We start from the raw sequence: 19,527 nt of genomic DNA on the forward strand, positions 1-19,527 counted from the left end.
GCATCGCGTAGTCTGGGATGTACGCATGAGGGCTCGACCGATGATGTGGCCTCGCATGCGCGTCGTGCGGGGCTTCACTCATGTAAGGGCCCTACTGCGACAGGTTCCATACACGTAGCAAGGCCCCGGGAGGTCCCATCAGCGCCGAAACGCGTTTCAACGAACCGCGCATCAACGATCGCATTCGCGTGCCGGAAGTCCGGCTCGTCGGGCCCAATGGCGAGCAGGTGGGCATCGTCCCCATCGCCAAGGCGCTCGACCTTGCCCGCGAGTCCGACCTCGACCTCGTCGAGGTCGCGCCGACCGCGCGGCCTCCGGTGGCCAAGCTCATGGACTACGGCAAGTTCAAGTACGAGTCCGCGATGAAGGCGCGTGAGGCGCGGCGCAACCAGGCGCACACGATCATCAAGGAGATCAAGCTCCGCCCGAAGATCGACCCGCACGACTACGAGACCAAGAAGGGTCACGTGGAGCGGTTCCTCAAGGGCGGGGACAAGGTCAAGGTGACGATCATGTTCCGCGGCCGTGAGCAGTCAAGGCCGGAGCTCGGCTACCGGCTGCTGCAGCGGCTCGCGCAGGACGTCAACGACCTGGGGTTCGTCGAGTCGAACCCCAAGCAGGACGGCCGGAACATGATCATGGTGATCGGGCCGCACAAGAAGAAGGCCGAAGCCAAGGCCGAGCAGGCCGAGGCGCGCGCCCAGCGCAACGCCCCGCGTGATGCGGAAGCCGAGCCGGAGAGCCCCGCGGAGGAGACTCCCGCGGAGGAGCCCGGCTCCGAGTGAGACCCACCCGATCGGGGGTCCCGCTGTGAGGCAGGACCCCCGATCGGGATGTACGCAACAAAGCTGACCAGGCGTGCATCTTTCCCCTGCACGTCCGGTCAGCCACGCCTAGAAGAAAGAGGGAGACGGCCGCCATGCCGAAGACCAAGACCCACAGCGGTGCCAAGAAGCGCTTCAAGCTGACCGGCTCCGGCAAGGTGGTGCGCCGCCGCGCCAACAAGAACCACCTGCTCGAGCACAAGCCCACCAAGCGCACCCGTCGCCTGGACGGCAACGCCGTGGTCTCCGCCGCGGACACCCCCAAGATCAAGAAGCTGCTCCGCAAGTAAGCGGACGTTCCAAACACCACGACCACCGGTAGGGCTCGCCTGAGCCCCGCCCCCACGAAGGAGTCAGTCACGTGGCACGCGTGAAGCGGGCGGTCAACGCCGCCAAGAAGCGTCGGGTCGTCCTGGAGCGTTCGAGCGGCTACCGCGGGCAGCGCTCGCGTCTGTACCGCAAGGCCAAGGAGCAGCAGCTCCACTCCATGACCTACGCCTTCCGGGACCGCAAGGACCGCAAGGGCCAGTTCCGCCGCCTGTGGATCCAGCGCATCAACGCCGCGGTCCGCCTGAACGGGATGACCTACAACCGGTTCATCCAGGGCCTGAAGATCGCCGAGATCGAGGTCGACCGCCGCATGCTGGCCGAGCTCGCGGTGAACGACGCCGACGCCTTCGCGGCGCTGGTGAAGGTCGCCAAGAACGCCCTTCCGGCCGAGGTCTGAGGCGCCCGGCGATGGCGGGCCTCGTCGAGCTGACCAGTATCCGATCCCCTCGGGTGAAGTCCGCTCGCAGGCTCGCCAAGCGGGCCTTCCGGCAGCAGGACCGTCGGTTCCTCGCCGAAGGCCCGCAGGCCGTGCGCGAGGCGCTCGCCCTGGAGACGGCCTCGGGCACCGGCCTTGTGGAGCTGTACGCCACGGCCGAGGCGGCCTCCCGTCACGCCGACCTTGTGGACGCCGCCGTCAAAGCGGGCGTCCCGGTGCTGCGGGTGAGCGGCGAGGTGATGGCCGAACTCGCCCAGACCGTCACCCCGCAGGGGTTGCTCGCGGTCTGCGCCTTCCTGGACGTCACGTTGGAACGCGCGCTCGAGGGCGCGCCGAAGCTCGTGACCGTCCTGTCCCACGTGCGCGATCCCGGTAACGCAGGGACCGTCCTGCGCGCGTCCGACGCCGCCGGCGCGGCGTCGGTGATCTTCACGGACGCCTCGGTCGACCCCTACAACGGCAAGTGCGTCAGGGCGTCCGCGGGCAGCCTGTTCCATCTCCCGGTCGTCACCGGGCCCCGCTACACCACCCTCATCCCCGCGTTGAAGGCGGCGGGCCTGACGGTCCTGGCCGCCGACGGCGCCGGGACCCGCACCCTCGACGACCTCGCGGACGACGGCTCCCTCGCCCGGCCGACCGCGTGGGTGTTCGGCAACGAGGCGTGGGGCCTGCCGGAAGAAGTGCGGGAACTCGCCGACGACGTCGTGCGCGTCCCCATCCACGGCAAGGCGGAAAGCCTCAATCTCGCCACCGCCGCGGCCGTCTGTCTCTACGCTTCTGCCAGGGCGCAGCGCTCCGTCAGCTAGAACCTGACCACACAGTCAGGACTGCGCGGTTGCGCGCGTTCGCGGCCGGATGCGGACCATGGCGGTCCGATGTCCCGATCGCGTGGACTGCGAGGATGACCATGAAGGCCCCGGCCCGGTGCGGGCGCGCGGCCGACCCATTGGGCTACGAGAGGGAGTACATGCTCCGCCGACCGAGGTCCGAGCCGATGCGCTCAGGCGCCCTGCGCTGCCACGGAGCCGCGGACGACCGGGCGCTGCGCGCCGAACTTGTGGACGGCCGCGACGAGACCGCGGTGGTGCGCGTCGCGGGGGAGATCGACCTGGGGTCGGCACGGACGCTGCGCGACCACATGTCCGGCGTGCTGCAGGCCGGGTTCACGTCGATCGTCATCGACTTCCGCGCCGTCACGTTCTGCGACGCGTCCGGGCTGAACGCGCTCGTGGCGCTGGCGAACCGCACGGCCGAGCACGGCGGCGGCGTCTGGCTGTACGGGGTGCGCCCGGCACAGCGGCGGCTGTTCGAGATCACCGGGCTGCATCGCCGCGTCCCCATCGCCGAGGGCGTCGAGGACGCGCTGACCCTCGCCGCCTCCGGTGGCGGCCACGGCTCCGGGCGAGGCCCGGAAAACCCTTATTCGTAAGGGGTTTCGCGCTCCCAAGACCCCCTTTCACGACGCTAAGCTTGCGGGCGGCGGCCGTTGCGGAGGGGGCCTTTTTCTTGGACGGGCGGATCACGGCGGGGGTGCCGAGCCCCAGGGGTGTGCCCTCCTTCGGGGACGAACTGCCCGACGGCCTGCTCATCGCCGACTCCGTCGGCAGGGTCGTGGTGTTCAACCGGCGGGCCGAGGAGATCACCGGGCTGCGCCGCGACGCCGTCATCGGGCGGGCGGCCACCGACGCGCTCCCGCTGCACGACGGCGAGGGCCGCGACTGGTGGAAGGCCGTCGACCCCTACCGCGGCCTGTCCACCAGGACCAGGCACCCCGAGTGCGGCCTGTACCTGGCGGACGGGCGCGAGGTGCTCGTCACGGCGTCCTACCTGCGGGACAGGCTGCGGCGTCCGCAGCGGTTCATCCTGTCGCTGCGCGACGCCGCCGCGCGGGCCCGTCGGGAGCGGCACCGGGCCGATCTCGTCTCGACGGTCGCGCACGAGCTGCGCTCGCCGCTCACCTCGGTCAAGGGCTTCACCGCGACCCTCCTTGCCAAGTGGCACAGGTTCAACGACGACCAGAAGCTCGTCATGCTGGAGACGGTCAACGCCGACGCCGACCGCGTCACCCGGCTGATCACCGAGCTGCTCGACGTGTCGCGGATCGAGGCGGGACGGCTCGAGATGCGCCGCCAGGTCGTCGACGTCGTCGCCACGGCCCGCGAGGTGATCACCCGCAGGGTTGCGGCGGGCGACGACGCCGGACGCTTCCGCCTCGACGTGCGCGGCACCCTCCCCGAACTGTGGCTCGACCCGGACAAGGTCCACCAGATCCTCGGCAACCTTGTGGAAAACGCGGTGCGGCACGGGGCAGGAACTGTCACCATCGTGGTGGAGCCCGACAGCGGAAGGGAGGGGGCGGCCGTGGAACGTGTCGTGGTCTCCGTGCGGGACGAGGGCGAAGGCATCCCCCCCGAGGCCGCCCAGCGCGTCTTCCGGCAGTTCTGGCGCGGCAACCGCCGCCGCGGGACCGGCCTCGGCCTGTACATCGTGAAGGGCCTCGTGGAGGCGCACGGCGGCGCGATCACCGTCCAGCGCGCCCCGGGCGGCGGCGCCGAGTTCCGATTTACGTTGCCCGCCACGAGCCCCGTCCACTAGGACGGCACTCGGGCGGGCTCCTCCCCGCCGCGCCTCCGCCAACGGCCCGCGACCCCCACAACGGCCCGCGCCTCTGACCTCTCTCGAAAGCCGAAAGACCCCAGACCCAACCGACCACCCAGGCCGACACCTCCAAACCCGGCCCCAGGCCCACGGCCCGCCGACCGAACCTCCGCTTCCAAGGAACCATCAACCCCGACCCCACCCGTCAGCCCCGAGAACGACCCCGTTGGACCTTCGAATCCGGCCCGGGCCCGGTGGCTCCGGGCCGGCTCCGGGGTTCCGAGGCGGGCCTCGTGGCTCGGGGGCATGGCCTTCGGCTTCGGGGCGGACCCCGTGGCTCGGGGCCTGGCTCCGGAGTTCCGGGCCTGGCTCCGGAGTTCCGAGGACGGCTTCGTGGCTCGGGGGCCTGGTCTTCGGGTTCAGGGCGGACCCCGTGGCTCCGGGTTTCCCGGGCGGGTCCCGTGGCTCCGGGAGCCTGGCTCCGGGGTTCCGAGGCGGCCCTCATGGCTCGGGGGCCTGGCGTTCGGGTTCGGGGCGGGCTCGGTGGCTCGGGGCCTGGCTCCCGGGGTCCGAGGCGGGCCTCGTGGCTCGAGGGCCTCGGGGTTCCCGGGCGGGTCCCGTGGCTTCGGGGCTCCGGGGGCGGGCCGATCGGGTTCGTCGCCGGGCCGTCGGGTTCGGGGCGGGTCCGTTGGTTTCCCGGAGGGCTCGGGGCGGCGGGTCCGGGGGGCTTGGGCGGGTCGGGGTGGGAGGGTAGGCCCCGATCGGTCGCGATGAAGGTACGGCAGCGAATCGGCCACTAAACTCGCGGGGTAACCCGCTAGGAGACGTTGAAACCATCATGTCTGCACCCAACAAGTCTTATGACCCGGTGGAGGTCGCGGCGCTGGCCCCCGAGGCCCTTGACGCCGCCAGGGACGCCGCGCTCGCCGCGATCGCGGCGGCTTCCACGCTCGAGGAGCTGAAGGAGGCGCGCCTGGCCCACCAGGGCGACCGCTCCCCGCTGGCGCTCGCCAACCGCGAGATCGGCGCGCTGCCGCCGCACGCCAAGGCCGACGCCGGCAAGCGCATCGGCGCGGCGCGCGGCGCGGTCGGGCAGGCGCTCAAGGCGCGTCAGGAGGAGCTTGAGGCCGAGCGGGACGCCCGCGTCCTGGTCGAGGAGACCGTCGACGTCACGCTCCCGTGGGACCGGCTGCCGCACGGCGCGCGCCACCCGCTGACCACGATGGCCGAGCGGATGGCCGACGTGTTCGTCTCCATGGGCTTCGAGATCGCCGAAGGCCCGGAGATCGAGGCCGAGTGGTTCAACTTCGACGCCCTGAACTTCCCGCCCGACCATCCGGCACGGGCCATGCAGGACACCTTCTTCGTCGAGTCCGAAGACTCCGGGATGGTCCTGCGCACGCACACCTCGCCCGTCCAGGTCCGCGCCCTGCTGGAGCGCGAGCTCCCGGTGTACGTGGTCGCCCCCGGCACCACGTTCCGCACCGACGAGCTCGACGCCACGCACAGCCCGGTCTTCCACCAGCTCGAGGGCCTGGCGATCGACGAGGGCCTGACCATGGCCGACCTCAAGGGCGCGATCGCCGCGTTCGTGAACGGCCTGTTCGGCGACCCGCTCCCGGTGCGGCTGCGTCCGTCGTTCTTCCCGTTCACCGAGCCGTCGGCCGAGGTCGACATGCAGTGCTTCGTGTGCCACGGCGAGTCCGTCGGCAACCCCGACGCGCCGTGCCGCACCTGCTCGTCCGAGGGCTGGATCGAGATCGGCGGCTGCGGCATGGTCAACCCGCGCGTGCTCGTCGCCGCGGGGGTGGACCCCGAGCGTTACAGCGGGTGGGCCTTCGGGCTCGGCGTCGAGCGGACCCTGATGTTCCGCCACGGCGTGGAGGACATGCACGACATGGTCGAGGGTGACGTCCGGTTCACCCTTCCGTTCGGGATGGAGATCTGATGCGGGCCCCGCTTTCCTGGCTGCGCGAGTACGCGGCCCTGCCCGCCGGGGTGACCGGCCGCGAGCTCGCGGCGAAGCTGATCGCGGCCGGCCTCGAGGTCGAGACCGTCGAGCCCGCCGACATCACCGGCCCGATCGTCACCGGCAGGGTGCTGGCGATCGAGGAGCTCACGGAGTTCAAGAAGCCGATCCGCTGGTGCCAGGTCGACGTCGGCAACCCCGAGCCGCAGAACCTCATCTGCGGCGCACGCAACTTCGCCGTCGGCGACACCGTCGTGGTGGTGCTGCCCGGCGCGGTGCTGCCCGGCGGGTTCGCGGTCGGCGCGCGCAAGACCTACGGCAGGCTGTCCGAGGGCATGATCTGCTCGGTGCGCGAACTCGGCATCGGTGACGACCACGACGGCATCCTCATCCTCCCCGAGGACACCGGCGTCGGGATCGACGCGATCGAGCTGCTCGGGCTCGCCGACGACGTCCTGGACATCGCGGTCACCCCGGACCGGGGCTACGCCCTGTCGATCCGGGGGGTCGCGCGCGAGGCCGCCACCGCCTACGACGTGCCGTTCACCGACCCGGCCGCGATCGAGATCCCGGCGGAGGGCCCGTCGTACCCGGCGTCGATCGAGGCGACCGACGGATGCGACAGGTTCGTGCTCCGTCAGGTGCGCGGGTTCGACCCCGCCGCCAAGTCCCCGCTGTGGCTGCGCACCCGGCTGTTCCGCGCGGGAGTGCGGCCGGTCTCGCTCGCGGTCGACGTCACCAACTACGTCATGCTGGAACTCGGCCAGCCGCTGCACGCGTTCGACGCCGCCAAGCTCACCGGCGAGATCGTCGTGCGGCGGGCCCGCGCGGGCGAGTCGCTGGAGACGCTCGACCACGTCAAGCGCACCCTCGACCCCGGCGACCTCATGATCACCGACGACTCGGGCGTCATCTCCATCGCGGGCGCGATGGGCGGCCTGCACACCGAGATCGACGAGAACAGCACCGACGTCGTCGTCGAGGCGGCGCACTTCGACCCGATCTCGGTGGCAAGGACCGTCCGGCGGCACAAGCTGCACAGCGAGGCGTCCTACCGGTTCGAGCGCGGCGTCGACCGTGCGCTGCCGCTCGCGGCGTCGCTGCGCGCGGTCCGGCTGCTCGCCGAACTCGGCGGTGCCGAGGTGCTGCCCGGCGCGACGGTCGCCGAGGCGCCCGTCGAGCCGGTGACGATCACGATCCCGGTCGCGCACCCGTCGCGGGTCGCGGGCGTGGAGTACTCCCGCGAGACCGTCGTGCGGCGGCTCGAGCAGGTGGGCTGCACCGTCGAGGGCGACGACCCGATCACGGTGACGCCCGCGTCGTGGCGGCCCGACCTCACCGACCCCAACGACCTCGCCGAGGAGGTCATCAGGCTCGAAGGCTACGACGCCATCCCCGAGCGCGCTCCGCGTCCGGCGGCCGGGCGCGGCCTCACCCCCGGCCAGCGGCTGCGCCGCAGGGTCGGGCGGGTCCTCGCGGCCACCGGCCACACCGAGGTGCTGAGCTACCCGTTCGCCTCCGCCAAGGACTGGGACAACCTCCAGCTGCCCGCCGACGACGCGCGGCGCAAGGCACTGCGCCTGGCCAACCCGCTGTCGGAGGACGAGCCGCTGCTGCGCACCACGCTGCTGCCCGGCATCCTGCGCACCGCCGCCCGCAACGTCGGACGCGGCCAGAGCGACCTCGCGCTGTTCGAGACCGGCCTTGTGTACCGGCCCAAGGACGGCGCGGGCAAGGTGCCCGCCTACGGCGTCGACAAGGCGCCGTCGGCCGAGCAGCTCGCGGCGATCGAGGCGGCGCTCCCGGACCAGCCGCAGCGGATCGCGGTCCTGCTCACCGGCGCGGCCGAGCCCGCCGGATGGTGGGGCGCGGGGCGTCAGGCGGGCTGGCAGGACGCGATCGAGGCGGCCCGGCTGATCGCCCGCGAGGCGGGCGTCGAGCTGCGGATCACCGCCGACCAGCACGCGCCCTGGCACCCGGGCCGCTGCGCCGCCCTGTACGTCGGCGACGTGCTCGTCGGCCACGCGGGCGAGCTGCACCCGCGCGTCGTGCAGGCGTACGGCCTTCCGCCGCGCGCCGCGGCCGCCGAACTCGAGCTCGACCGCCTGCTCGACGGCGAGGCCCCCAAGGCCCCGCACGTGTCCACCTACCCGGTGGCCACCCGCGACGTCGCGCTCGTCGTCACCGCCGAGACCCCCGCGGGCGCGGTGGAGGCCGCGCTGGTCGAGGGCGCGGGGCCGCTGCTTGAGTCGGTGCGCCTGTTCGACGTCTACACCGGCGACCAGCTTGACGAGGGGCACAAGTCCCTCGCCTACGCGCTGCGCTTCCGCGCCGCGGACCGCACCCTCACCGCCGAGGAGGCCACCGCCGCCCGCGACACCGCGGTAGCCCGCGCCGCCGAGCTGACCGGCGCGGTCCTGCGGGGCTGATCCGGACCCAAGGCCCTCTCCTCCCCTGAGGAGAGGGCCTTCGCGTTCTCTTCAGGGGGCGGGCTCGCGTGGCTGGAGGCCGCGCAGCGCGGTGGCGACCACGCTGTCGGCGTACTCGACGGTCAGGGGGGCGCTGCGCTGGAGCCACCGGTTCAGCACCGGGCCCCACACCATGTCCACCGCCACGTCGAGATCGAGGTCCTCGGCGAGCTGCCCCGCGCGCTGGGCGCTGCGCAGCCTCTTCTTCTTCATCTCCTTCATCGGGCCGTCCAGGCGCTGCGCGTAGTCGGCGGCGAGCACCGAGTCCTGCGCGATCGCGGTGTTCAACGCGCGCATCGGCTCGTCGTAGCGCGGGTCGTTCAGCTCCTCGACCGTGGCCCGCAGCACCCCCTTCAGATCCGCCTCGAGATCGCCGGTGTCCGGCAGGGCCGCGGCCTGCCCGTCGGCGTCCTCGCTGAGCATGAGGAACGCCTCGAACAGGACGGTGCCCTTCGACGGCCACCAGCGGTAGATCGTCTGTTTCCCGACGCCCGCGCGCGCGGCGATCCCCTCGATGCTCAGCTTCGCGTAGCCGACCTCGTTCACCAGCTCGAGCGCGGCGTTGAGGATCGCCCGCCGCGACGCCTCACTCCGCCGCGACGCGTTCCCCCTCGCGGACGCGCTGCCACGACCTGCGGCGCCCTGGCCGCCCCTACGTGAGGTGCTTTGGCCTGGCGCGTCGCGGCCTGTGGCGGCGTCACGGTCGGCGGTCTCGCGGTCCGGGGCGTCGTCGGCAGGGTCGTCGCGACCCGGGGTGCTGCGCTGCTTCGTCATGGCACCAGTGTACTAGACGAACCGGACCGTCTTGACTCGGTCGCGGGGGTGATGTAGCGTTCGGGTTGTCGGCGAGACGAACCGTCTCGACTCGAACGGAAATCGCTTTCGACAGGAGATCATCATGCGCACCGCCTCCGGCTCCGGCCGCACCTGGTTCATCACCGGCGCAAGCCGCGGTCTCGGCCACGCCTTCGCCGAGGCCGCCCTGGAGCGCGGCGATCGCGTCGCCGCGGCCGCCCGCACCATCACCCCCGAGCTGTTCGCCGAACGGCACGCCGAACGCCTGCTCACGCTCCCACTCGACGTCACCGACCGCACCGCGGTCTTCGCCGCGGTCGCCCGCGCCGCCGAGCACTTCGGCGAACTCGACATCGTGGTCAACAACGCGGGCACGATGTCGTCGGGCATGGTCGAGGAGTTCACCGAGGCCGAGGCGCGGGCCCAGTTCGAGGTCAACCTCTTCGGCGCGCTGTGGGTCTCCCAGGCCGCGCTGCCCCATCTGCGCGCCCGCGGCGCGGGCCACATCGTCCAGATCTCCAGCATCGCCGCCCTGAGCGGCTTCCCCTCCACCAGCATGTACAGCGCCAGCAAGTTCGCCCTCGAGGGTATGAGCGAGGCCCTGGCGATGGAGGCCGAGCCCTTCGGCATCAACCTGACCATCGTCCAACCCGGCGGCTACTGGACCGACCTGTACTCCACCACCGCCAATGCGACCCCCCTCAAACCGTACGCACAACTACGCGCGGACCTCGAAAAACAGTGGGCCGAAAACTCCGTCGACAGCGCCCCCGCCCTCGCCGCCGAAGCCCTCCTCAAACTCGTGGACAGCGAAACCCCACCCCTCCGCCTCATCCTGGGCAGCATGGTCTACGACCTGGCCGTCGACATCACCCACGCCCGCCTAGAAACCTGGTCCTCCTGGGAACCCATAAGCCGATCCGCCGAACACCCCACCCCCACCCCCACCTGAAGCCCACCCCCATCCACCCCCAACCAACCACCCCACCCGGCCGACCCGCCGCCCACCCACTCCCCACAACCCCACCCCGAACACCCGCACACCCAGAACGGAGACCAGCCCCACCCCTCACACCCCAACCCCCACAACCAGCATGCCCACCCCCACCCCTCACGACCCAACCCCGGCAACCGGCATGCCCATCTCCAACCCGAAGCGGGCTCGACCCCGAAGTCTGCCCAGCTCACCCACCAACCCGCCACCCCTCCCCGGAGCCCACAGCCCCCGAGGTGTCCCCACCCGCGCTCCGCCGCTCTGGCCCCACCTCACCTCACCGGGGCCTCACCTGTTCGGGTTCATCAGGCCGGGACCCACGTCAGAGCGCCGCCCGGGGCCCGCCTACCCGGAGCGCCCTCATCCGGTTCCCGGGTCAGCCTGGCACCCCAGCTTCTGCATCAGTCCGGCGAAAGGCCCCGCCCAGCCAGGGTCCGTCGGTCAGAAGTGCCCATGGCTCGGGGTCTAGGTCTCCCGGAGAGAGCGCCCCGTCCCCGGGTCCGAGCCGGGGTCCGCTGGCCAGGAGCGCCCTTGGCCCGGGTCCTGAGTCCGGGTCTCCCGGAAGGAGCACCCCGTCCCGGGTCTGCTCTGCTGGGGTTCGCCGGTCAGGAGCGTCGGCGGCCCGGGGTCTGGGTCCCAGCGAGAGCGCCCCGTCCGGCGCCCACCTCACTGGAGCTCGCCCGCCAGAGCACCCTAGTCCGGGGCCCACCGGTCTCGAGCGCCTTGGCCCAGGCTCCACCGGTCCCGACCGCCCTAGTCCGGGGCTGCCGGGCCAGGCTCGCCTCCCCGGCGAGCCACCGGCCGGAGCCCGCCGAGCTCGGCTCACCGACCGGTTCCACCTACCCGAGGCCCACCCGGCTAGGAGACACCTAGCCGGGGAAGCACCTGGTCGGGAAACGTCCGGTCGGGACCTCCAACGGACGGCCTAGCGGGCACACATAGCCGGTACGCCCTCCTGGGGAGCCCCAGCGGAATGCCGAGTCGGTACGCCCTGCTGGGGAGCCGGCGGAATGCCTACCCGGGACGCCTGGCTGGCTTCCTCGAACCAGCGGGCCTGGCCGGGATGGGCCTGCCGGAGTGCGTTTCGCCGGGGTGCGCTGGGTGGGGTGTGCGCGGGCGGGTGGATGCGGGCGGGGTGTGCCTGGCCAGGGCGTGTGTGGCTGGGGGCGGCTTGCTTGGGCGGGAACGGGGGCTGGGCGTTCATCGACGCCGACTCCGTCACCGGCGACGAGCCCGACACGGCCCTGCCCGGACGGCGCGGCCCGCTCCGGCCCTGCCCGGACGAGCGCGGCCCGCTCCGGCCCGAGCAGCGCATGTCTGGCGAGGGCGCGCCCAGCTGGACCCCACCCAGTCGAGCCTGCCCAGCCGGAGTCCGCCCGTTCGGCGTGCGCTTGCCAGGGAACAACGGCTCGGAGTTCGCCTGATCAGCGTGCGCTTGCCGGGAACGATGGCTGGGGTTCGCCTGGGAGGAGCGTGTTTGCCGGGGGCGACGGGTTGGGGTGCGCTCGGGTGGGGCGCGCGTCGCTGGGGCGGGTCTTGCTGCGGGGTGTGCGGCGAGGCTTGCGGGGGTGAGCCCTATGTGGGCGAGCCTGGCGCGGGTGGGGCGCGCGTCGCTGGGGCGGGTCTTGCGGCGGAGTGCGCGGCGAGGCTTGCGGGGGGCGAGTCCTGTGTGGGCGAGCCTGGCGGGGCTGAGCGCCGTGCGACGTTGGGCTCGCTGGATCGGGCCTCGTGGTCGCAGTTGTGCGGGGTGGGCGGGCTCGTGTTGCTGGGCGCGCGGTGGGGGTTTCGGTGGCCGCTGGGCTTTGTGCGGTGGCGGCCTGCGGGGTTGGGTTCGCGCGGCTGGGGCCTGGGGTGCGGCTGGGGCCCTGGGTGGGGTGGGACTGTGTGGCTGGATAGGTGCGGCGAGGGCCTATGGGGTGGGGCGGGCGCGGAGGGGTCTGGTGGTGCCGGTTCGTGCGGTGGGCTGGGGGAGGTTCGGTGAGTGCGGGGAGGTGGGGTGCGGGTTGGGTGAGGCTGGGAAGGGGAGGCGGGGTGGGGTGGGGGAGCGAGGGGAGGGAGGGTTAGGAGGTTCGGGTTAGGGTGAAGGAGTTGCCTTCGCGGGTGAGGAGGTAGGGGCCGTTGGCGTAGGAGGTGCCGTCGCGGGGGGTTGTGGTTTTGGTGGCGGGGGCGTAGACGAGGGATTCGTCGGGGGTGGTGTAGGCGATGACGTCGTCGCCGGCGGTGAGGGTGGCGTCGCCCTCGGGGAGGGGGTCGGGGACGGTCTCGGGCTCCCAGGTGCTGGTGTCGTAGACGGTGAGGGAGCCCTGGTCGGCGACGGCGAAGGTGCCGTCGGCGGCCGCGTAGAGGGTGTCCTTGGTGGTGGCGGGGATCTCGTGGTCCTCGGCGGCGCCGGTCTGGACGTCGACGCGGCGCAGGCCGGTGCCGGCGTCGTCCTCGGCCTCGCGCAGGACGTAGACGTAAGGGAAGGAGAAGCCCGCCGCGTAGCCCTCGGTGAGGGGGCTCGGGTCGTCGGCGCAGCCGCGCGCGGTCCACACCTTGCCGCCGGGGCTGCGGTCGGTCCAGACGACGAAGCCCTCGTCGACGTGGAAGCCCGCGCTGGCGCGCCGGGCGACGCCGGTCTCGCCGAGCTGGACGGGATCGCCCTCGGGGCCCTGGCACATGAGCTGGAAGCCGTCGTCGGTGCGTTCCGGCCAGACCGTCACCTCGCCGGAGCCCGCGGCCGTGTACAGGCCGTCGGCCTTGGCGACGGGGACCGGCGCGCCGAGCAGGCCGCTGAGGTCGGTGCGCCACAGGGTGCGGTCGCTGCGGCCGTTGGGTCCGACGCCCGTGCCGAGCACCGTGCCGTCGGGGCCGATGCCGAAGACGGTGAGCATCTTGCCGGTCGGCAGGTCGCGGCCGAACCCGCCCGCCGCGCCGGGGGCGGGCTGGCCGCCGGTTCCGTCGGGGTCGCGTTGGCCGACGCCGAGGTCGGGACCGGTCCCGCCGGTCTGCCCGCGCTCCTGCTCGGCCTTGCTGCTGGCGACGGCGAGCGGCTGCGGGGCCGTGCCCTCGTCGGCGTTCGGCAGCAGTGAAGGCAGGGTGAGCCCGCCCGCGACGACCAGGGAGGCCCCGGCGACCGATCCGGCCGCGCGGCGGCGGCGCCGGCGCACCACGACCTGGCGGTTCACCCGGCCGAGGACGCGCTCGCGCATGTCCTCGGAGGGCTCTGCGCCGTCCAGGGCCTGGAGCCGGCCCGCGACGAGCCGCTCAAGATCTTCCACGTCGGTCCTCCATGAGTGCGCGCTCGGGGTCGTCCAGCATTCCGGCCCGCAGTTTGGCCAGGGCGCGGGACGCCTGGCTCTTCACTGTCCCGCGCGAGCAGCCGAGGGCCCGCGCGGTCTCCTCCTCGCTCAACTGTTCGAAGTAGCGCAGTACGAGCACCGCCCGCATCCTGGGCGGCAGCGCCTGGAGCGCCGCGTCGAGGCCGTCGACCTCGTGGACCCGGTCGAGGCCGGGGTCGTCGACGGCGGTCTCCGGCACCCCGGGCACGAGGTGTTCGAGTTTGGGTCTGCGCCACCGGTTGGCCATGATGCGCGCCATCGTCGTGCGCACGTAGCCCTCCGGATCGTCTTTGCGTCGAATCCGACTCCAGGCGACGCCGGTACGGGTGAGGGCCTCCTGGACGAGGTCCTCGGCGTCGTGCTGGTTGCCGGTGAGGACATAGGCGTAGCGGTAGAGCGCCGGAAAACGATGGGCGACGAACTCGTCGAACTGACGGTCCGGGTCTCCGCTCCGCATAAATGTCCCTCCCTTCCCAAGACACCCGACGGCCCCCACCGGTTGCATGGGATCGCGTCGGGTCGTCCCGAATCCTCCCATGTCCACATGGTGAGAGGTTCCTTGATCCAGCTTGAATACTCATCCGCACCCGTGCATACTTTTGCCCACCAAGGAGTGAGGAGCGGGACATGGGGTACCGGGCCGCGGTTGCGGGCGCGAGCGGATACGCGGGCGGTGAGCTCCTGCGCATCCTCGCGGCGCACCCGGAGTTCGAGATCGGCGCGCTCACCGCGGGCGGCAACGCCGGACAGCCCCTCGGGGCCCTCCAGCCGCACCTGAGGTCCCTGGCGGGCCGGGTCCTTGAGGCGACCACCCCCGAGGTCCTCGCGGGTCACGACGTCGTTTTCCTGGCCCTCCCGCACGGCGCGTCCGGGCCGCTGGCCGCCCAGCTCGGCGAGGACGTCCTCGTCGTCGACTGCGGCGCGGACTTCCGGCTCGAGGACGCGGGGGAGTGGGAGTACTTCTACGGCTCAGCCCACGCCGGCACCTGGCCTTATGGCCTGCCCGAGCTGCCGGGCCAGCGCGCGGCCCTGACCGGGACGAAGCGGATCGCCGTCCCCGGCTGCTACCCGACCGTCTCGTCCCTGGCGCTGGTGCCCGCCTTCACCGCGGGCCTCGCCGAGCCGGACGTCGTGGTCGTCGCCGCCTCCGGGACGTCCGGGGCGGGCAAGGCTCCCAAGACCAACCTGCTGGGCAGCGAGGTCATGGGCGCGGTGTCGGCCTACGGGGTCGGCGGCGTCCACCGGCACACCCCCGAGATCACCCAGAACCTCTCCAGGGCCGCCGGCGAGGACGTCACCGTGTCGTTCACCCCGACGCTCGCCCCGATGAGCCGGGGCATCCTCGCCACCTGCACCGCCAAGGCCAAGCCGGGCGTTACTTATGCGGCCCTGCGCGAGGCGTACGCCGCCGCGTATGACGCCGAGCCTTTCGTCGATCTTCTGCCCGAGGGCCAGTGGCCGTCCACGGCGATGACCCTGGGCGCGAACACCGCGCTCATGCAGGTCGCCCTTGACGAGCGGTCCCGACGAATCGTGGTGGTCGCCGCGATCGACAACCTCACCAAGGGGACCGCGGGAGGCGCCGTGCAGTCGGCCAACCTCGCGCTCGGCATCCCCGAGGAGACCGGGCTGACCACCTTCGCCGTCGCACCCTGAACCTCCCACCTCGACAGCAGAGAGAGGGCGCATGAGCGTCACCGCACCATTGGGCTTCCGGGCCTCGGGCATAGCAGCGGGCATCAAGGACAACGGCACCCGAGACCTCGCCCTCGTCGTCAACGACGGCCCGTCGCGCGCCGCCGCCGCGGTCTTCACCGCCAACCGCGTCAAGGCGGCTCCGGTCCTGTGGAGCCAGCAGGTCGTCGCGGGCGGGCGCGTCCGGGCCGTCGTGCTGAACTCCGGTGGGGCCAACGCCTGCACCGGCGCGCCGGGCTTCCAGGACACCCACGCCACCGCGGAGAAGGTCGGCGAGGCGCTCGCGGACTCCGCGGGCGAGATCGCGGTCTGCTCCACCGGCCTCATCGGCATCCGCCTGCCCATGGACGAGCTCCTCGCGGGCATCGACGTCGCCGCCGCCGAGCTCACCCGTGACGGCGGCCTCAGCGCCGCCGACGCCATCCGCACCACCGACTCCGTCGCCAAGATCTCCTTCCGGCGCGGCGAGGGCGGCTACATGATCGGCGGCATGGCCAAGGGCGCGGGCATGCTCGCCCCCTCCCTGGCCACCATGCTCGTGGTGATCACCACCGACGCCGACCTGCCCGCCGACGCCCTCGACCGCTGCCTGCGCCACGCCACCTCGCACAGCTTCGACCGCCTCGACGCCGACGGCTGCATGTCCACCAACGACACGGTCCTGCTGATGGCCAGCGGCGCGACCGGCCACGTCCCGGGCGAGGCGGAGTTCACCGCCCTGCTCACCGAGGTCTGCCTCGACCTCACCCGCCAGCTCCTCGTCGACGCCGAGGGCGCGTCCAAGGCGATCGCGGTCGAGGTCGTCGGGGCCGACTCCGTCGCCGACGCCGTCACCGTGGGCCGCTCGATCGCCCGCAACAACCTCCTGAAGTGCGCGATCAAGGGCGAGGACCCCAACTGGGGCCGGGTCCTTTCCGCGGTCGGCACCACCGACGCGGTCTTCGAGCCGGAGCGGCTGAACGTCGCCATCAACGGCGTCTGGGTGTGCCGGGGCGGCTCGGTCGGCGAGGACCGCGACAAGGTCGACCTGCGCCCCCGCGACGTGTCCATCACCGTCGACCTGTCGGCGGGCAAGCACTCCGCGACGGTCTGGACGACCGACCTCACCGAGGAGTACGTCCACGAGAACTCGGCGTACAGCTCGTGAACCGCAAAGAGGCACTCACCAAGGCCAGCGTCCTCATCGAGGCACTTCCGTGGCTTGAGCGGTTCCACGGCAAGACCGTCGTCGTGAAGTACGGCGGCAACGCCATGACCGACGACTCCCTGCGCGAGTCGTTCGCCAGCGACATCGTGTTCCTGCGCCTGGCGGGCCTGCGGCCTGTCGTCGTGCACGGCGGCGGCCCGCAGATCAACGCCGCGCTCGACCGCTTCGGCATCGCCTCGCACTTCACCGCGGGCCTGCGCGTGACGACCCCCGAGGCGATGGACGTCGTCCGGATGGTCCTCACCGGGCAGGTCAACCGCGAGGTCGTCGGGCTCATCAACGCGCACGGGCCCTACGCCGTAGGGATGTCCGGCGAGGACGCGCACTTGTTCACCGCGGAGAAGCTGCACGCGATCGTGGACGGCGAACCCGTCGACATCGGGCAGGTCGGCGAGATCGTCAAGGTCGATCCGGGCGCGGTGCAGAGCCTGCTGAACGACGGCCGCATCCCGGTGATCTCCTCGGTCGCGCGCGGCGTCGACGGCGAGATCTACAACGTCAACGCCGACACCGCCGCCGCCGCGCTCGCCTCGGCGCTGGGCGCGACCAAGCTGATCGTGCTCACCGACGTCGAGGGCCTGTACGCCGACTGGCCGAACAGCGAAGAGGTGATCCGGCAGCTCACCGCCGCCGAACTCGAGGAGCTGATGCCTGGCCTGTCGTCCGGCATGGTCCCCAAGATGGGCGCGTGCCTGCACGCGGTGTCCAACGGCGTGCCCCAGGCGCACGTCCTTGACGGCCGCGTACCGCACTCGCTTCTGCTCGAAGTCTTCACCGATGAAGGGGTCGGAACGATGGTGGTGCCGTCATGACGTGGCAAGAGGACTTCAAGGCCGCGTTCATGCCGAACCGCCCGCTGCCGCCGCTGGTGCTGGCGCGGGGCGAGGGCAGGACCGTCTGGGACGTCGACGGCAACGCCTACCTCGACATGTTCGCGGGCATCGCGGTCTCCGCGCTCGGCCACGCCCACCCGGCGCTGGTCGCGGCGGTCACCGAGCAGGTCGGCAGGATCGCGCACGTGTCGCCGCTGCTCACCACCGAGCCGGAGATGCGTCTGGCGGCCAAGCTGATCGAGCTGCTCGGCCTGCCCGGCAAGGTGTACTTCGGCAACTCGGGCACCGAGGCCAACGAGGCGGCGTTCAAGATGGTCCGCAAGCACGCGGGCCCGGACAAGTACCTCGTCTCGACCGAGAACAGCTTCCATGGCAGGACGATGGGCGCGCTTGCCCTCACCGGCAAGAAGGCGGCCCGCGCCCCCTTCGAGCCGTTCGCGGCGGATGTGCGCTTCGTCCCCTACGGTGACGCTGACGCGCTGCGCGAGGCCGTCACCGACCGGTGCGCCGGGGTGTTCCTGGAGCCCACCCAGGGTGAGGCGGGCGTCGTCCCGCCCCCGCCCGGCTACCTGGCCGCCGCCCGCGAGATCTGTGACGCCACGGGCGCGCTCCTCGTCCTCGACGAGATCCAGAGCGGCATCGGCAGGACCGGCACCTGGTACGCCCACCAGCACGAGGGCGTACGGCCCGACATCCTCACCCTCGCCAAGGGTCTCGGCGGAGGAATCCCCATCGGGGCCGTCATCGGGGTCGGCGACGCCGCCGACATCTTCGCCCTCGGCGACCACGGCTGCACCTTCGGCGGCAACCCCGTCTCGAGCGCCGCCGCCCTCGCCGTCCTCGAGACGATCGAGCGCGACGGGCTCATGGCGCACGCCGTCAAGATCGGCGACCTGCTCGCCGCCGGGATCGCCGGAATCGACCACCCGCTGCTGGCTGGCGTGCGCGGACGCGGCCTGTGGCTCGCGTTCCTGCTCACCTCGCCCGTCGCGGCCGAAGTACGGGAATCCGCGCAGAAGGCGGGATTCCTGGTGAACAACGTGCAGCCCGACGCGATCCGGCTCGCCCCCGCCCTGACCATGACCGAGGACGAGGCGCGCTCCTTCGTCGCCGCCCTCCCCGCGATCCTTGACGGAGCCAAGGCATGACCAGGCACTTCCTGCGCGACGACGACCTCACCCCCGAGGAGCAGGCCGAGGTCCTCGACCTCGCCCTGGCGATGAAGGCCGACAGGTACGGCCCCAAGCCCCTGGCGGGCCCGAAGTCGGTGGCCGTCCTGTTCGACAAGGCGTCCACCCGCACCCGGCTGTCCTTCGCCGCGGGCATCGCCGAACTCGGCGGCAACCCCCTGGTCATCGACGCGGGCGCCAGCCAGCTCGGCCGCGGCGAGACCATCGCCGACACCGCCCGCGTCCTCGACCGGATCTGCGCCGCGATCGTCTGGCGCACGTTCGGCCAGGAGCGCATCGAGGAGATGGCGCACGCCTCGTCGGTCCCGGTCGTCAACGCGCTCACCGACGAGTTCCACCCGTGCCAGATCCTCGCCGACCTCCTCACCGTCAAGGAGCACAATGGCGACCTTGCCGGGCTCACCCTCACGTACCTGGGTGACGGAGCCAACAACATGGCTCACTCCTACCTCCTGGGCGGAGCCACCGCCGGGATGCACGTCCGCGTGGCAGGTCCCGAAGGACACCTGCCCGACCCGGACGTATGGCGGCGCGCCGAGGAGATCGCCAAGGCGACCGGCGGCTCCGTGGAGATCACCACCGACGCCCGCGCCGCCGCCACCGGCTCGGACGTCCTGGCCACCGACACCTGGGTGTCCATGGGCCAGGAGGGCAAGGACGTCTCCAAGTACGAGCCTTACGCGCTCACCGAGGAACTCGTCTCCCTCGCGGGCCCTGAAGTGGCGGTCCTGCACTGCCTTCCGGCCTACCGGGACAAGGAGATCGCTTCCGCCGTCCTGGACGGGCCGAACAGCGTAGTCTGGGACGAGGCGGAAAACCGTCTGCACGCCCAGAAGGCCCTGCTCGCCTGGCTGCTGGAGCGGTAGCG

18 protein-coding genes are annotated in these 19,527 nt (G+C 72.1%); 15 read left to right on the forward strand and 3 right to left on the reverse strand.

Going from position 1 to position 19,527, the window contains the following annotated elements; all coding sequences use genetic code 11:
• Nucleotides 1-170 precede the first annotated feature (170 nt).
• The 8 genes from infC (at nt 171) to pheT (ending at nt 8,586) form a co-directional block, all read left to right on the forward strand.
• Nucleotides 171-785: a translation initiation factor IF-3 gene (gene infC, locus R9X44_RS34965; RefSeq protein WP_319818705.1), complete on the forward strand. Its 615-nt coding sequence runs from the start codon at nt 171-173 to the stop codon at nt 783-785.
• Nucleotides 786-919: 134 nt separating this feature from the next.
• Nucleotides 920-1,114, forward strand: a complete 195-nt coding sequence (rpmI, locus tag R9X44_RS34970; RefSeq protein WP_230615967.1) for a 50S ribosomal protein L35 — start codon at nt 920-922, stop codon at nt 1,112-1,114.
• Between the two features lie 71 nt (nt 1,115-1,185).
• Nucleotides 1,186-1,551 (forward strand): 50S ribosomal protein L20, encoded by a 366-nt coding sequence (gene rplT, locus R9X44_RS34975; protein WP_319818678.1) that lies wholly within the window; start codon nt 1,186-1,188, stop codon nt 1,549-1,551.
• Between the two features lie 11 nt (nt 1,552-1,562).
• On the forward strand, nt 1,563-2,396 hold the full coding sequence (locus tag R9X44_RS34980; protein ID WP_319818679.1) for an RNA methyltransferase: 834 nt from the start codon (nt 1,563-1,565) through the stop codon (nt 2,394-2,396).
• 188 nt (nt 2,397-2,584) lie between these two features.
• Nucleotides 2,585-3,019, forward strand: a complete 435-nt coding sequence (locus R9X44_RS34985; protein WP_319818680.1) for an STAS domain-containing protein — start codon at nt 2,585-2,587, stop codon at nt 3,017-3,019.
• Nucleotides 3,020-3,096: 77 nt separating this feature from the next.
• The gene (locus R9X44_RS34990; RefSeq protein WP_319818681.1) at nt 3,097-4,185 is read left to right on the forward strand and encodes an ATP-binding protein; all 1,089 of its coding nucleotides are present in this window, start codon (nt 3,097-3,099) and stop codon (nt 4,183-4,185) included.
• A gap of 841 nt (nt 4,186-5,026) precedes the next feature.
• Nucleotides 5,027-6,136 (forward strand): phenylalanine--tRNA ligase subunit alpha, encoded by a 1,110-nt coding sequence (gene pheS, locus R9X44_RS34995; RefSeq protein WP_319818682.1) that lies wholly within the window; start codon nt 5,027-5,029, stop codon nt 6,134-6,136.
• Entirely contained in the window at nt 6,136-8,586 is a 2,451-nt protein-coding gene (gene pheT / locus R9X44_RS35000; RefSeq protein WP_319818683.1) for a phenylalanine--tRNA ligase subunit beta, read from the forward strand. Before pheS ends, pheT begins: the two co-directional genes overlap by 1 nt.
• A gap of 51 nt (nt 8,587-8,637) precedes the next feature.
• Here pheT and R9X44_RS35005 read toward each other — a convergent pair whose 3' ends face one another.
• Nucleotides 8,638-9,399 carry a TetR/AcrR family transcriptional regulator gene (locus R9X44_RS35005; RefSeq protein ID WP_319818684.1) on the reverse strand — a complete coding sequence of 254 codons (762 nt, stop codon included), beginning with the start codon at nt 9,397-9,399 and terminating at the stop codon, nt 8,638-8,640.
• A gap of 124 nt (nt 9,400-9,523) precedes the next feature.
• On the opposite strand from R9X44_RS35005, the gene R9X44_RS35010 reads away from it, so the two are divergent.
• Both R9X44_RS35010 and R9X44_RS35015 read left to right on the forward strand, forming a co-directional pair.
• Entirely contained in the window at nt 9,524-10,372 is an 849-nt protein-coding gene (locus R9X44_RS35010) for an SDR family NAD(P)-dependent oxidoreductase (protein WP_319818685.1), read from the forward strand.
• A gap of 1,217 nt (nt 10,373-11,589) precedes the next feature.
• Nucleotides 11,590-11,838: a hypothetical protein gene (locus R9X44_RS35015; RefSeq protein WP_319818686.1), complete on the forward strand. Its 249-nt coding sequence runs from the start codon at nt 11,590-11,592 to the stop codon at nt 11,836-11,838.
• A 636-nt stretch (nt 11,839-12,474) separates the two neighbouring features.
• Here R9X44_RS35015 and R9X44_RS35020 read toward each other — a convergent pair.
• Complete coding sequence (locus R9X44_RS35020; protein ID WP_319818687.1) at nt 12,475-13,674, reverse strand: hypothetical protein; 1,200 nt, start codon at nt 13,672-13,674, stop codon at nt 12,475-12,477.
• A complete protein-coding gene (locus R9X44_RS35025) occupies nt 13,661-14,191 on the reverse strand; it encodes a SigE family RNA polymerase sigma factor (RefSeq protein ID WP_319818688.1) in 531 nt (176 codons plus the stop codon). The genes R9X44_RS35020 and R9X44_RS35025 overlap by 14 nt, the downstream gene beginning before the upstream one ends.
• A gap of 170 nt (nt 14,192-14,361) precedes the next feature.
• Here R9X44_RS35025 and argC point away from each other — a divergent pair, with 170 nt between their 5' ends.
• From argC to argF, 5 genes are read left to right on the forward strand one after another with little or no spacing between them, the layout of a single operon-like run.
• The gene (argC, locus tag R9X44_RS35030; RefSeq protein WP_319818689.1) at nt 14,362-15,390 is read left to right on the forward strand and encodes an N-acetyl-gamma-glutamyl-phosphate reductase; all 1,029 of its coding nucleotides are present in this window, start codon (nt 14,362-14,364) and stop codon (nt 15,388-15,390) included.
• A 31-nt stretch (nt 15,391-15,421) separates the two neighbouring features.
• A complete protein-coding gene (gene argJ, locus R9X44_RS35035) occupies nt 15,422-16,576 on the forward strand; it encodes a bifunctional glutamate N-acetyltransferase/amino-acid acetyltransferase ArgJ (protein WP_319818690.1) in 1,155 nt (384 codons plus the stop codon).
• Nucleotides 16,573-17,448: an acetylglutamate kinase gene (gene argB, locus R9X44_RS35040; protein ID WP_319818691.1), complete on the forward strand. Its 876-nt coding sequence runs from the start codon at nt 16,573-16,575 to the stop codon at nt 17,446-17,448. The genes argJ and argB overlap by 4 nt, the downstream gene beginning before the upstream one ends.
• A complete protein-coding gene (locus R9X44_RS35045; RefSeq protein WP_319818692.1) occupies nt 17,445-18,617 on the forward strand; it encodes an acetylornithine transaminase in 1,173 nt (390 codons plus the stop codon). Before argB ends, R9X44_RS35045 begins: the two co-directional genes overlap by 4 nt.
• A complete protein-coding gene (argF, locus tag R9X44_RS35050) occupies nt 18,614-19,525 on the forward strand; it encodes an ornithine carbamoyltransferase (protein ID WP_319818693.1) in 912 nt (303 codons plus the stop codon). Before R9X44_RS35045 ends, argF begins: the two co-directional genes overlap by 4 nt.
• Nucleotides 19,526-19,527: the final 2 nt, after the last annotated feature.

The sequence above is a fragment of the Actinocorallia sp. A-T 12471 genome, from assembly GCF_033875155.1.
Classification (GTDB): Bacteria; Actinomycetota; Actinomycetes; order Streptosporangiales; family Streptosporangiaceae; genus Actinocorallia.